Source organism: Sphingopyxis sp., assembly GCF_035944815.1.
Lineage (GTDB): Bacteria > Pseudomonadota > Alphaproteobacteria > Sphingomonadales > Sphingomonadaceae > Sphingopyxis.
This window is the reverse complement of record NZ_DASZAU010000009.1, coordinates 426,421-440,182: the sequence shown is the minus strand read 5'-3', so window position 1 is coordinate 440,182 and position 13,762 is coordinate 426,421. Positions and strand designations below refer to the sequence as shown.

Sequence of the window (13,762 nt, the reverse complement as noted above, 5' to 3'; positions counted from 1 at the left end):
GCTTTGCCTTCGCAGCACCTTGTCGAATTCGCCGCGATGCGAAATAGATAGGGCGCATGTCCGAATCCGTCCCCACCCTGCATCTCCACGACTTCCTCGGTTCTTCGCACGACGAGAATGCGAAGCGGACGCTGTGGGTGGTCGCGCTGACGGCGGTGATGATGGTCGGCGAGATCGCGGCGGGGTATTGGACGGGCTCGATGGCATTGCTCGCCGACGGCTTCCACATGGCGACGCATGCGGGCGCGCTCGGGCTCGCGGCGCTCGCCTATCGCTATGCCAAAAAGCATCGCCACGACCCGCGCTACAGTTTCGGCACCGGCAAGGTCGGCGACCTCATGGGCTTCGCCTCGGCGCTGATCCTCGGCATTTTCTCGATCGGGATCGCGGTCGAATCGTTCCTGCGCCTGATCGATCCCGTGCGCGTCGATTTCGCGAGCGCGACGCTCGTCGCGGTGCTCGGGCTTGTGGTCAACATCGTCAGTGCGCTGCTCCTGATGGGCGGGCACCACCATGGTCACGATCACGGGAATGCGCATGTGCATGATCATCATGGCCATGCCCATCATCATCACGGCCACGACAATAATCTCCGCTCGGCCTATTTTCATGTGCTGGCCGATGCGCTGACCTCGCTCTTCGCCATCGGCGCGCTGCTCGCCGGCCGCTATCTCGGCTGGCACTGGATGGATCCCGCGATGGGGATCGTCGGGGCGATCGTCATCGCGCGCTGGTCGTGGGGGCTGATGCGCGACACCGCCGCCATTCTGCTCGATACCAATGACGACGAAGCCGCCACGGCGATCCGCGCCCGCGTCGAAGCGGCCGGCGCCACGCTGACCGATCTCCACGTCTGGCGCGTCGGCCCCGAAGCGCGCGCCGCCATCGTCGAGGTAAGGGGAGACGTGTCGTGCGAGGAATTGCGCGACCGTCTGAAGGATATCGTGACGGTCGCGCATCTGACGATCGCGCTGCGCTGATCGACGACGGGGATTGCGTCACGGACAAAAGTATATAGAACATAAAGGGTACAAATGGAGCACCCACCATGTCCGCCGCCGTCGATTCCGCCTATCGCCATTATCCGAAGAGGGCCCGCTATCATGCGTGCGTCGATGCGGGCGGTGCAGCGCTCAAGCTGTATCACCTGACCGCCGCCGATGCGCCGGTGCCGGACGATGTCGCGCTGTTATGCGACGCCTGGTTCGCGGAGCGGGCGCACGAAACGCTCGTGGCGGGCGACTGCGGGTTCGTCCTTCTCCATCGCTGCGGCGCCGATTTCTATTTCCTGCTCGTCTCGGTCTGGCGCGGCTCGAACGAGCTGTGGGAGGCGGTCTGGTATCGCGACGGCGACATGCCAGCCTTCGCGCCCTTCGATCCGGCCTGTCCGCCGCAAACGGGTGTCCTGCGACCGACCTTCTGCGTATGGGAGCTCGGAATCGTCGCGCATGAAAGCGGTGCGTGGAGCCGCTATCTGATGTCGCCGCGCGACGATGCAGCGCGCTCGCGCTGGCTTGAGGATGGTTTCGAAGGCACGGTATAGGGCGGCCTTGGTTTACAGGAGTTTTGACGTGCAGATTGCGGTGCTGACCTTTGACGGCTTCAACGAACTCGATTCGTTCGTCGCCGCCGCCATCCTCAATCGTTTGCGGGGACAGGGCTGGGAGGCGCATATCACGTCGCCAACGCCGCAGGTCACATCGATGAACGGCGTGACGATCGAGCGCCAGCAACCGCTCGACTTCGCCGCCAAGGCGGATGCGGTGATCATCGGCAGCGGTATCGAAACGCGCGAGATCGCGGCCGATCCGCTGATGCTCGGCCGCATCCGGCTCGACCCCGCCCGCCAGCTCATCGGTGCGCAATGCTCGGGAACGCTGCTGCTCGCGAAGCTCGGGCTGATCGGAGACCTTCCGGCGTGCACCGACCTCACGACCAAGCCCTGGGTGATCGAGGCGGGGGTCGAGGTGCTCGACGCCCCCTTTGTCGCGCATGGCAATGTCGCGACCGCCGGCGGTTGCCTCGCGTCGCAATATCTAGCGGCGTGGATCATCGCGCGGCTCGCCGGCACGGCGGAGGCAGAAGAAGCCCTCCATTATGTCGCGCCCGTCGGCGAAAAGGCCGCTTATGTCGACCGGGCAATGGCCGCGGTGCGGCCCTTCCTGCCGGTCGAGGCGCTGGCCCGGACCGCATAACTGGCGATCCCGTACAATACAGCTTGCCTGTCCCCGCTATAGCGCGGCATTTTGCGGCGTGCGCAAACAGGGGGCAGGCAATGACGGCACCGTTCAATTTCGGGCAGCTCAGATTTTTGAAAGCGCTGACCGAGGCGCTGTTCCACGGTGCGGACATGGCGATCACGCCCGATCAGGTCGTCACCAACGTCTGCGACCTGTTCGCCAAGGTGGGCGGCACGAAGCTCGACGAGATACGCCTGTCGCTCACCGCGACCGAACTGGTGCTCGGCGGCCCCTTCTTTACCGAGGACGATGTCGCGGGGCGTGCCGAAAAGCTCCGCGACCGGCTCCAGAACAGCCAGATCGACCTGTTTCAGGACATGGCCCGGCTGCGCGGCATCATCTACGCCTGCTATTATGGCCATTGGCAGGCGGGGCTCGAACCCGGCGACCAGGACGCAAACGCCGCCAATCCGGTGCATCGCCAGATCGGTTTTACCCTGCCCAAATTCCGGCAGCGCGGCACCGCAGAGGTGCCGTTGACGCCGGTGCGCGATCGCGAGATCGACCCCACGCATATCCTCGACGCGAACAGCCTCGATGACGAATATGATGTGATTGTCATCGGATCGGGCGCGGGCGGCGGCGTTGCGGCCCATAATGTCGCGGCACAGGGCTATAAGGTGCTGATCGTCGAGGCGGGGCCTTTCTATCCCAGCCATGCGATCACGCATCACGAACTCGACATGATTGCCAATCTCTACAAGCATGGCGCGCTGCAAACCTCGACCAACCGCGATTTCGTGGTGTTTCAGGGGCGCTGCGTCGGCGGGTCGTCGACGATCAACAACGGGATATGCTTGCGCGTCAACGAAGCGGGACGCACCCACCCCGACGCGCAGGACGTGCTCGCCAAATGGGCGAGCATCGGCGCGCCGGTCGACGTCGCCGCCTTTCACGCCAGCTATGATGCGGTGCGCGAACGGCTGGGCATCGCGCCGATCGAACCGCGCAGCGGGCGGCACAATGGCCCGCATCTGATCGAGGGGTGGCGCGCCTACGCCGCGGCATCGAGCGACCCGCGCGAACAGCGCGCCGTCACCGACTGGTTCGCCAAGAATTTCGGGCCGCCAAACACGGTGAATGCCTGCGCCTATTGCGGCTATTGCAATTCGGGCTGCGCTTATGGCCGGCGGATGGGAATCGCGCAGACCTATCTGCCCGATGCGTGCCGCGATCATGGCGCGCGCATCCTGCCGAACACAAAAGCCGACCGCATCGTCTGGCAGACCGCCTATGACGGCCGGCGCGAGGCCGAGGCGGTCAAATTGATCCTGCCCGACGGATCGAAGACGCTCGTGCGCGCCCGCGTCGGCGTCGTCGTCGCGGCGGGGACGATCGCCTCGTCGAAACTGCTCGACCGCAGCGACATCGACGGGACGGGCTACCAGGTCTCGCTCAACGTCGCCTCGCCGGTGGTCGCGCTGATGCCGGGCGGCGTCGGTGGTGACGCGTGGGACGAAGACCAGATGTCGAGCTATGTCGATTGCGGCGACTTCCTGCTCGAAAGCCATTTCCAGCCGCCGATGTCGATGGCGTCGCTGATGCCGGGCTGGTTCGGCGACCATGCGGCGCGGATGAAGAATTTCGGCCGCGTCCATTCGGCGGGCATCTTGTTCCCCGCCGACCGGCGCGGTCGCGTGAAGGACGGAAAGCTCGCCTTCCGGCTCGATGTGCAGGACGATCTCCCGATGCTGCGCCGTGCGATGGCGACGCTGACCAAGGTGCATTTCGCCGCGGGCGCGCTCGAATGCTATCCCGCGCTGGCCAAGGGGCAAAAGATCACGCCCGACATGGACGTCGATGCCTTTTTCCGGGGCGCGATCCGCGAACAGGACGATGTCACCCTGTCGAGCAGCCATCCGCACGGCGGCAATGCGATGAACGAAGATCCGCAGCACGGCGTCGTCGACCTCGATTGCCGCGTCCATGAAACGACCAATGTGTTCGTCACCGACGCGAGCGTCTTCCCGAGCTGCATTCGCGTCAACGCGCAATGGACGACGATGGCGATGGCGCAATATGCCACCGGTCGGCACGATCCCTTTCGCTGAGCCGTAATCGCGCCTATGTGGCGCGCGCATGTTTCAGGTTGCCGCCCTCTATCGTTTTGCGTCGTTCGACGATCCCGCCGTCTTGCGCCAGCCGCTCGTCGACCTGTGCGCCGATCTGGGCGTCATGGGCACATTGCTGCTCGCGCGCGAGGGTGTGAACGGGACGATCGCAGGCAGCGAGGCGGGAATCGCAGCGGTACTGGAGCATATCCGCGGCCTTCCCGACTGCGCCGAACTCGACGTCAAATATTCGACTGCCGCCGCCATGCCGTTCCAGCGGATGAAGGTGCGTTTGAAGAAAGAGATCGTCACGATAAAGGTGCCGGGGCTCGACCCCGCGCGCAATGCCGCGCCCTATGTCGACCCCGCCGACTGGAACGCAGTGGTCGACGATCCGGACACCGTGCTGATCGACACGCGCAACGGCTTCGAGGTCGGCTATGGCAGCTTCGCGGGGGCGATCGATCCCGAAACGAAGAGTTTCGGCGATTTCCCCGACTGGTGGCGCGCCAACGCCGACCGCTTCGCGGGCAAGCGCGTCGCGATGTTCTGCACCGGCGGCATCCGCTGCGAAAAATCGACCGCCTTCCTGCGTCACGAGGGCGTCGAGGATGTCGTTCACTTGAAGGGCGGCATCCTCGCCTATCTGGAGCAGGTTCCTGAAGCCGACAGCCGCTGGCACGGCAGCTGCTTCGTCTTCGACGAGCGCGTGAGTGTCGGACACGGGCTCGTCGAGGTGGGCGAGAAGAAATAGATGGCGGCTTTGGGGTAGTGAGCTTCCCCTTCGTGCACCCCGACGAAAGCCGGGGCCCACTGCGGCAACATTAGGGTCGCGTCGGAGTTCTGGGCCCCGGCTTTCGCCGGGGTTCACATCTCTGTCGGCCGCAACCGATCGTGAGCCGCCGCTCAGGCCGCTTTCTTCATCTGCCGATATTTATGGAGCAGCGGCTCGGTATAGCCCGACGGCTGGGTCACGCCCTCCAAGATCAGCGCGCGCGCGGCGCGATATGCGATGCCGTCGGGGGTCAGCTTTTCGTACAGCGCATCGCCGGCATTCTGCGCGTCGACCTTTGCCGCCATGCGCACCAGCGCAGCGTCGACCTGTGCCTCGGTGCAGACGCCGTGGAGCAGCCAGTTGGCGAGCGCCTGCGAGCTGATACGCAGCGTCGCGCGGTCTTCCATCAGGCCGACATCGTCGATGTCGGGTACCTTCGAGCAGCCGACACCCTGATCGACCCAGCGCACGACATAGCCTAGGATGCCCTGGCAATTATTGTCGAGTTCGCGCGTGATTTCAGCCTCGCTCCAGTTGCGCCCGGTGGCGACGGGGATAGCGAGCAGGCGATCGAGGGATGGCACCGCCTCACCCGCGATTTCCTTCTGCCGCGCGAACACGTCGACCCGATGATAATGAAGTGCGTGGAGCGTCGCAGCGGTCGGCGACGGCACCCATGCGGTGTTCGCGCCGCTCTTGGGATGACCGATCTTCGCGTCGAGCATCGCTTTCATGAGGTCGGGCATCGCCCACATACCCTTGCCGATCTGCGCCTTGCCGCTGAGCCCGCAGGCGAGCCCGATGCGGACGTTGCGATCCTCGTAGCTGGCGATCCAATCGCTCGCCTTCATCTCGCCCTTGGGAATCATCGGCCCCGCGCGCATCGAGGTGTGGATTTCATCGCCGGTGCGATCGAGGAAGCCCGTGTTGATGAAGACGATGCGGTCCTTCACCGCCTCGATGCACGCCGCAAGGTTGGCCGAGGTGCGGCGTTCCTCGTCCATGACGCCGACCTTGATCGTGTGGCGCGCGAGGCCGAGCATATCCTCGACCGCGTCGAACAGGCGGTTCGTGAAGCCGCACTCCTCGGGTCCATGCTGCTTCGGCTTGACGATATAGATGCTGCCCGCGCGGCTGTTGGTGCGCGTGCCGAGCCCCTGGAGATCGTGGAGCGAGCAAAGGCTGGTGATGACGGCGTCGCACAGCCCTTCGGGCGCCTCGGCGCCGTTCGGCAGCTTGATCATCGGCGTCGTCATCAGATGGCCGACGTTGCGCACGAACATCACGCTGCGGCCGTGGAGAGTGAACGCGTCGCCCGACGGCGAAGTCCATTCGCGGTCGGCGTCCATCGCGCGGGTGACGGTCCGACCGCCCTTATCGAAGCTTTCGACAAGGTCGCCGCGCATCAGGCCGAGCCAGTTGGCGTAGCCGAGCGTCTTGTCCTCGCCGTCGACCGCCGCCACACTGTCCTCGAGGTCGATGATCGTCGTCAGCGCGGCTTCGAGCAACACGTCGGCGATGCCGGCGGGGTCGGTCCGGCCGATCGCGCTCGCCGAATCGATCACCAGCTCGATGTGCAGGCCGTTGTGGCGCAGCAATATGCCGCCGGGCTTGCTGCCAACCCATTGCGCCGGATCGGCAAGGGTCAATTGGCCGCCCTGCCAGTCGGCCCAGCTTCCCGATGCGAGCGGCACCGCTTCGTCGAGGAAAGCCTTGGCGCGCGCGATCACCGCCGCGCCGCGCGCTTCATCATAACCGCCGGGCTTCGCCGGCGGCACGTCGAGCGCGTCGGTGCCGTAAAAGGCATCGTAGAGGCTGCCCCAGCGCGCATTGGCGGCGTTGAGCGCGAAGCGCGCGTTCAATGCCGGCACGACGAGTTGAGGCCCCGCCATCGTCGCAATCTCGGGATCGACATTCTGCGTGCCGACCTGAAACGGCGCGGGTTCGGGGACAAGATAGCCGATCTCGCGCAGGAGGGCCTGATAGGCGGCGGCATCATGCGCCTGCCCCTCCCGGCCCTTGTGCCAGGCGTCGATCTGCGCCTGTAAATCCTCGCGTTTTGCCAGCAGGGCCGCATTTTCGGGTGCAAATTTGCCCAGCAGGTCCGCAAAATCATTCCAGAATTTGGTAGCGTCCAGCCCCGTGCCGGGCAGTGCGCGCTGCTCGACGAAATCGGCGAGACGCGAATCGACGGACAGGCCGGAGCGATCGAGAAATTCTGTCATGTAAACACCCTCTGGTCGGCGCGGCTGCGCCAGTGGATCCGGGGAGGAAAGGGCCGCCGCGCTATGCCGCGATTGGTTTTAATTGGCAATGGGTCCTTTCCAATCGCGCCCGTATACAATATGCTGCGGCGCACAACATAACATTCTCTCCCCAAGAACGATCCTGGAAACCATGGACGACACACGATTGAAACTGATGGAAGCCATCGCGCGCAAGCGCATGGTCACCGCCCATTATAACGGTCAGATCCTGACGCTGGCCCCGCACCTGCTCTTCGAACGTCACGGCGACCTGTTTATCAGCGCCCTGAATCTGAACAAGAATTGGCGGTCGGACGAAGATCCGCGGCTTGGCCATTTCAAGCTTGGCGGGCTGGCATCGATCGAATTGACCGAAGAGACGTTCGATCCCCTGCCCGGCTTCGAAGCCGCAGCCCCCCGCGAAGAAGACACGCCGCTCCTCGCCGTCTGAAATCAGGCGACGCCGAGTGCGGGCGCCGGGGCAAGTTCGGCAATCGCAACGCGAACCTGATTCCGGCCACCCGCCTTGGCACGGTAGAGCGCCGTGTCGGCGCGGTGTAGCAGGTCGGGCAAATTTTCGGGCCGCATCAGCTGCGCCACACCGAACGAAGCGGTGAAGTGGCGATCGACGCCGAGCACCGGCAACTGCACCTGTGCAAAGGTCGTGCGAACCGCCTCGGCATAGAGGCGGCCATCGGACAGCAGCGCAGCGGGCAACAGGACCGCGAACTCCTCGCCGCCGACGCGGCCGACGATCGCATCGGGAGGCGCGACCTTCGTCAGCATCGCGGCAAAATGCGCAATGACGCCGTCGCCCGCGGCATGACCGAAGCTGTCGTTGATCTGTTTGAAATGGTCGAGGTCGGCGGCGATCAGCACCATATCGTCGTTGCCGCGCGCGAGCGCGCTTTCGGCATGGCGTTCGAAGCCGCGGCGGTTCAGGACACCCGACAGCGGATCGGTTTCGGAACGGGCGATCATCTCCGCCGTGGTGTCACGCATCGTGACCAGCAGCATAACGAGCCCGGTCGCCATCAGTACCACCACGCTGCCGCTTTGCGAGATGGCCGCATAGGTTGTCTCCATATAGCCCTGCGGCGTTCGGGCGGTTCCCACCATCATCGCGAACAACGGTTTCAGCAGATAGATCAGCGCCGATACCGCCTGAAGCGCCGCCAGGAGCAGATCGAGCGGCTGCCGGCGTCCCGAGCGCCAGATCATGATTCCGAACAGCCCCTGCATCGCGAAATAGGGCAGCTGATAGAGCGCAAGCCGTGGTAGTGTGCCGTAGGTCATGCTGAAGATGACGGGCACCAGCAGTACCGTCGCGATCCAGATCGCGGTCATCGCGGTCCAGGGCGGCTCGACGCGATAGTGACGCGCGACGCCGATCAACGCGAAACTGAGCGCCGACAGGAAGACCAGGAAAATGCCGACACTCACGGGCACCGGGTCCGCCTGTTGTCGAAGCAGGAATTCGAGCCCGACGTTCACGATGCCCATGCTGCAGCCAAGGGCGAGCCACCAAGCCCCGCGGGCCAGACGATTGGTTACGGCGACCACGGCAAAGGCCACGGCAAAAATGCCGGCGACGGACATATTGATGCCAAGCACAAAGGCGGCAGTCATCGGCTCACTCGCTTATCGGTTAAGGCACGGTAACCAAGCGGTTCCGAACTTTTGGTTAATGCGCTGCGCATTGGCGAAATTCGACCGCGTCCCTATCGAAATGGCCGCCAGCGGCAGTGACCTGCCGCACCCCAAAGACAAAAGTGCCGGCCGGGGGTGCCAAAGCCGCTCCCCGCTCGCTATAGCCGCCCGATGACCATTTTGAAGGCGACCGAAATACCGACGCTCGAGCGCGCCGCTGACGCGCCGATGCTCGCACAGGTCGAGCAATGGGCCGCGGTGAACAGCGGAACGGGCAATCTGGCGGGATTGAAAACCGTCGCCGGGTTGCTCGCCGACGCATTTGCCGCATTGCCCGGCGATGTCCGGCTCGTGGCGGCCGATCCGGTCGAGAGCGTCGACAGCGCCGGCCGCGTCAATACGATCCAGCGCGGCGACCATCTGCACGTCCGCGTGCGCCCCAACGCGCCGGTGCAGTTGCTGCTGACCGGGCACATGGACACGGTGTTCGCCGCCGACCATCCGTTCCAGACGCTGAAATGGCTGGAGGACGGCGTACTCAACGGCCCCGGCACCGCCGATATGAAGGCGGGCATTTCGGTGATCCTTGCGGCGCTGACCGCGCTGGAGGCATCGCCGCTCGCGAGCCGCATCGGCTATGACGTGATGATCAACAGCGACGAAGAAACGGGGAGCCAGGCATCGGCGCGGCTGATCGCCGAACTGGCGAAGGGCAAGACCGCCGCGCTGACCTATGAACCCGCGCTGCCCGACGGCACGCTGGCGGGGGCGCGGCCGGGTAGCGGCAATTTCTCGGTGATCGTCCACGGCCGCGCCGCGCATGCCGGGCGCAACCCGCAGGACGGCCGCAACGCGCTGCTCGCCGCCGCCGACCTCGCGTTGCGGCTCGGCGCGCTCAAGTCCGACGTGCTAAAGGTCAACCCGGCGAAGATCGACGGCGGCGGGCCCAATAATATCGTCCCCGATCAGGCAATTCTCCGCGTCAACATGCGTCCGATGACGCCCGATGCGATGGCAGCGGCCGAAGCCGCGATGCGCGACGCGATCGCGGCGATATCGCGCGAGCATGATGTGCATTGCCACGTCCATGGCGGCTTCAACCGCCCGCCCAAACCGCTCGATGCCGCGGCGATGCGCCTGTTCGAACTGGTGCGCGACTGCGGCGCGGCGCTCGGGCTGCCGCCGATCAGCTGGAACGCGACCGGCGGCGTGTGCGACGGCAACAATATCGCCGCGTGCGGCGTGCCGGTAGTCGACACCATGGGTCCGCGCGGCGGCGCGATCCATTCGTCAGACGAATTCCTGATTACGGGCAGCCTCGCCGAACGCGCGCAGCTGTCGGCACTCACCATGACAAGAATAGCGGAACGGGGGACTGTGTGAATTATGTGATCCGGGCGGCCAAGCCGGGCGACCTGCAGAGCATCTACGAAATGGCGAAGCTGACCGGTGGCGGCTTCACCAACCTGCCCCCCGACAAGAAGGCGCTGCGCGCCAAGCTCGAACGCGCCGAAGCCGGTTTCGCGTCGGAAAAGGAATATCCCGCCGACGAGCTTTACCTGATGGTGCTCGAAGACCTCGACAGCGGCGAAGTCCGCGGTACCTGCCAAATCTTCGGGCAGGTCGGCCAGCGCTGGCCTTTCTATTCCTATCGCATCGGCACCGACAGCAAGCATAGCGAACAGCTCGGCCGCACCTTTCACGCGCAGGTGCTGATGCTGAGCAACGATCTCAACGGCGCGAGCGAGGTTGGCGGGCTGTTCCTGCATCCCGCGGCGCGCGCGGGCGGGCTCGGGCTGCTGCTCGCGCGGTCGCGTTACCTTTTCATCGCGTGCCACCGCGCACGTTTCGGCGACCGCATCCTCGCCGAGCTGCGCGGCGTCATCGACGAGGCCGGCGGGTCGCCCTTCTGGGATGGGGTCGCAGGCAAATTCTTCGGGATGAATTTCCAGGAAGCCGACCAGTTCAACGCCGTGCACGGCAACCAGTTCATCGCCGACCTGATGCCGAAGCATCCGGTCTATATCGCGATGCTGGGCGATCATGCGCGCAGCGTGATCGGCGTCCCCCACCCCACCGGGCGCGCCGCGATGCGCATGCTGGAGAATGAGGGCTTCGCGTTCGAAAATTACGTCGACATCTTCGACGGCGGTCCGACGATGACGGCGCGCACCGACCAGGTCGCGAGCATCCGCGATGCGAAACATGTCGAGGTAGCGGGCGTTGCCGAAGGCGGCGAGGATGCGCTGATCGCGACCGGGCGGCTCGCCGATTTCCGTTGCTGTTTCGGCAAGGTCGGTGCCGACGGCACGATCGACGCCGAGACCGCACGCATTTTGAACGTCGAAGCCGGCCACAAAATCAGCTGGATCGGACGCTAGACCATGCTCAACGAGATCAATTTCGACGGGATCATCGGTCCCAGCCACAATTATGCCGGCCTCAGCCGCGGCAATATCGCGTCGGCAAACAATGCCGGCGATGTGTCGGAACCGCGCGCCGCGGCGCTGCAGGGCATCGAAAAGATGCGCCACAATCTCACGCTTGGCCTGCCGCAGGGTTTCTTCATGCCGCTCGATCGTCCCGATGCGAAATGGCTCGAGGCGCTGGGCACGACGACCGAGGAGGCCGAAGGTCATTTGCGCGCGCAGGCCTGGTCGGCTTCGTCGATGTGGGCCGCAAACGCCGCGACCGTCTCGCCCGCCCCCGACAGCGCCGATGGCAAATGCCACCTGACCGTCGCGAACCTCGTCACCATGCCGCATCGCAGCCATGAATGGCCGGGCACGCTGGCGCAGCTTCGTCTGGCTTTCGCGCACGCCGCCTTTGCCGTACATGCCCCTGTCCCAGCGCCCTTCGGCGACGAGGGCGCGGCGAACCATATGCGGCTGTGCAGCGGTCACGACGGGCAAGGCGTCGAAATCTTCGTCTATGGCGTCGGTGGCGGGCGCTTCCCCGCGCGCCAGCATCTCGACGCGTCGAAAGCGATCGCACGCCACCATCGACTCGATCCCGCGCGCACGCTCTTCATCCGCCAGTCGGATACTGCGATCCAGGGCGGCGCGTTCCATAACGATGTCGTTGCGGTCGCGAACGAGCATGTGCTGTTCACCCACGAGACGGCGTTCGAAGACCGCGAGGGCGCACACGCCGAAATCCGCGCGGCCTTCCCTGCGGTCGAGATCGTCGAAGTTCCCGCGAGCGCGGTGACCCTGCCCGACGCGATCAAATCCTATCTGTTCAACGCCCAGCTGGTCAGCCTGCCCGACGGCGGCGGCATGGGGCTGGTGCTGCCGACCGAGGCGCAGGACACGCCCGCCGTGTGGAACTGGCTCAAGGCGCATGTAGCCGGCAATGGCCCGATCCGCCGGCTACTGCCGGTCAACGTCCGTCAGTCGATGGCGAACGGCGGCGGTCCCGCCTGCCTTCGCCTGCGCGTCGTTGCCGATCCAGCGACGGTCGACCCGCGCTTCATCGCCGACGAGGCGAAACTCGACCGGATCGCGGAGGTCGTCGCGAAACATTGGCCCGAGGCGATCGCTCCCGGCGACCTCGCTTCGGCGGCGTTGGCGTCCGATGTCCGCAAGGCGCGCGCGGCGCTGCTCGACCGGCTCGATCTCGGCGAACTCGCCTGATCGCGAATGCCGGAAAAGCGGCCCGTTCCCGTCAGCAGCCCCAGCCTATCGGGCGAAGAGGAGCGGCTGCTGAAGCAATGCCTTGAGGAAGGCTGGATCTCGTCGCGCGGGCCGTGGATCGAACGGTTCGAGGCGGCCGTGGCCGCGCGCGCCGGACGGCGTTTCGGGATCGCGGTCAGCAATGGCAGCGCCGCGCTGGAAGTGGCGCTGGCGGCGCTCGGGATCGGCGCGGGCGACGAGGTCGTGCTGCCGGCACACACGATCATTTCCTGCGCGCTTGCGATCCTGCGCGTCGGCGCGACCCCGGTGCTGGCGGACTCGGAGCCATCGAGCTGGTGCATCGACCCCGCCGACGCCGAACGGCGCATCACGACGCGGACGCGTGCAATCATGATGCCGCACCTTTACGGGCTGCCGGCCGATATGGAGGCGTTCGAGGCGCTCGCGATGCGCCACGGCATCGTCATCGTCGAGGACGCTTCGCAGATGATCGGCGCCACCTGTCGCGAGCGGCCTTGCGGCAGTTTCGGCGCGGTCAGCAGCTTCAGCTTTTTCGCGAACAAGAATGTCACCACCGGCGAAGGCGGCATGGTGCTGACCGACGACCCTGCGATCGCAGCGCGCGCGCGCGCCTATCGCGACCTTGGCGCCCAGCCCGACCGGCGCTTCGTCCATGACGACATCGGGTGGAATTACCGACTTGGCAGCCTTGCCGCAGCGTTCGGGCTCGCCCAGCTCGATGGGCTCGAGGCGCGGCTTGCCCGCAAGCGTGCGATCGGCCTCGCCTATCGCGACCGGCTGCAACATATCGACGAACTCGTCCTGCCGCCGATGGCGCTCGCGCAGGGACCGAACAGCTATTGGGCCGCCGGCATGCTGCTCCGCGATGCGAACCGCGCCGATGTCGACGGCGTGATCGCGCTGCTTGCCGCGCGCGGGATCGAAGCGCGCCCCTTCTTCTGGCCGATGCACCGCCAGCCCGTGTTCGAACGCGAGGGTCGTTTCGCGGGCAATGCCTTCCCGGTTGCCGAGCGGATATCCGACGCCGGATTTTATCTGCCCTGCGGCGCCGACCTCCCCCTCGCAACGGTCGACGAAGTCTGCTCCGCGCTCATCGACATATTGCGAAACCGCGCGGGTTAGGCAAAGTTGCCGCGGGGAGAAA

The 13,762-nt window shown here is 65.4% G+C and carries 12 protein-coding genes; 10 read left to right on the top strand and 2 right to left on the bottom strand.

Going from position 1 to position 13,762, the window contains the following annotated elements:
* Positions 1–56 precede the first annotated feature (56 nt).
* The 5 genes from dmeF (at position 57) to VGU00_RS12765 (ending at position 5,045) form a co-directional block, all read left to right on the top strand.
* Complete coding sequence (gene dmeF, locus VGU00_RS12785) at positions 57–980, top strand: CDF family Co(II)/Ni(II) efflux transporter DmeF (protein WP_327469059.1); 924 nt, start codon at positions 57–59, stop codon at positions 978–980.
* 68 nt (positions 981–1,048) lie between these two features.
* A complete protein-coding gene (locus VGU00_RS12780; RefSeq protein ID WP_327469057.1) occupies positions 1,049–1,543 on the top strand; it encodes a hypothetical protein in 495 nt (164 codons plus the stop codon).
* Between the two features lie 28 nt (positions 1,544–1,571).
* A complete protein-coding gene (locus VGU00_RS12775; protein WP_327469055.1) occupies positions 1,572–2,195 on the top strand; it encodes a DJ-1/PfpI family protein in 624 nt (207 codons plus the stop codon).
* Positions 2,196–2,275: 80 nt separating this feature from the next.
* Positions 2,276–4,291: a GMC family oxidoreductase N-terminal domain-containing protein gene (locus VGU00_RS12770; protein ID WP_327469053.1), complete on the top strand. Its 2,016-nt coding sequence runs from the start codon at positions 2,276–2,278 to the stop codon at positions 4,289–4,291.
* A gap of 28 nt (positions 4,292–4,319) precedes the next feature.
* Positions 4,320–5,045: a rhodanese-related sulfurtransferase gene (locus VGU00_RS12765; protein WP_327469051.1), complete on the top strand. Its 726-nt coding sequence runs from the start codon at positions 4,320–4,322 to the stop codon at positions 5,043–5,045.
* Between the two features lie 152 nt (positions 5,046–5,197).
* On the opposite strand, the gene VGU00_RS12760 is transcribed toward VGU00_RS12765, so the two are convergent.
* A complete protein-coding gene (locus VGU00_RS12760) occupies positions 5,198–7,291 on the bottom strand; it encodes a malate synthase G (protein WP_327469049.1) in 2,094 nt (697 codons plus the stop codon).
* 172 nt (positions 7,292–7,463) lie between these two features.
* On the opposite strand from VGU00_RS12760, the gene VGU00_RS12755 reads away from it, so the two are divergent.
* Positions 7,464–7,763, top strand: a complete 300-nt coding sequence (locus VGU00_RS12755; RefSeq protein WP_327469047.1) for a hypothetical protein — start codon at positions 7,464–7,466, stop codon at positions 7,761–7,763.
* Between the two features lie 2 nt (positions 7,764–7,765).
* Here VGU00_RS12755 and VGU00_RS12750 read toward each other — a convergent pair whose 3' ends face one another.
* Positions 7,766–8,941 carry a GGDEF domain-containing protein gene (locus VGU00_RS12750; RefSeq protein WP_327469045.1) on the bottom strand — a complete coding sequence of 392 codons (1,176 nt, stop codon included), beginning with the start codon at positions 8,939–8,941 and terminating at the stop codon, positions 7,766–7,768.
* A 192-nt stretch (positions 8,942–9,133) separates the two neighbouring features.
* Between VGU00_RS12750 and VGU00_RS12745 the strand changes: the two genes are divergently transcribed.
* From VGU00_RS12745 to VGU00_RS12730, 4 genes are read left to right on the top strand one after another with little or no spacing between them, the layout of a single operon-like run.
* Positions 9,134–10,345, top strand: a complete 1,212-nt coding sequence (locus VGU00_RS12745; RefSeq protein ID WP_327469043.1) for a hydrolase — start codon at positions 9,134–9,136, stop codon at positions 10,343–10,345.
* Positions 10,342–11,343 carry an arginine N-succinyltransferase gene (locus tag VGU00_RS12740; RefSeq protein ID WP_327469041.1) on the top strand — a complete coding sequence of 334 codons (1,002 nt, stop codon included), beginning with the start codon at positions 10,342–10,344 and terminating at the stop codon, positions 11,341–11,343. The genes VGU00_RS12745 and VGU00_RS12740 overlap by 4 nt, the downstream gene beginning before the upstream one ends.
* A gap of 3 nt (positions 11,344–11,346) precedes the next feature.
* Positions 11,347–12,597 (top strand): N-succinylarginine dihydrolase, encoded by a 1,251-nt coding sequence (locus VGU00_RS12735; protein ID WP_327469039.1) that lies wholly within the window; start codon positions 11,347–11,349, stop codon positions 12,595–12,597.
* Between the two features lie 6 nt (positions 12,598–12,603).
* Positions 12,604–13,740: a DegT/DnrJ/EryC1/StrS family aminotransferase gene (locus VGU00_RS12730; RefSeq protein ID WP_327469037.1), complete on the top strand. Its 1,137-nt coding sequence runs from the start codon at positions 12,604–12,606 to the stop codon at positions 13,738–13,740.
* The last annotated feature ends 22 nt before the right edge of the window (positions 13,741–13,762 follow it).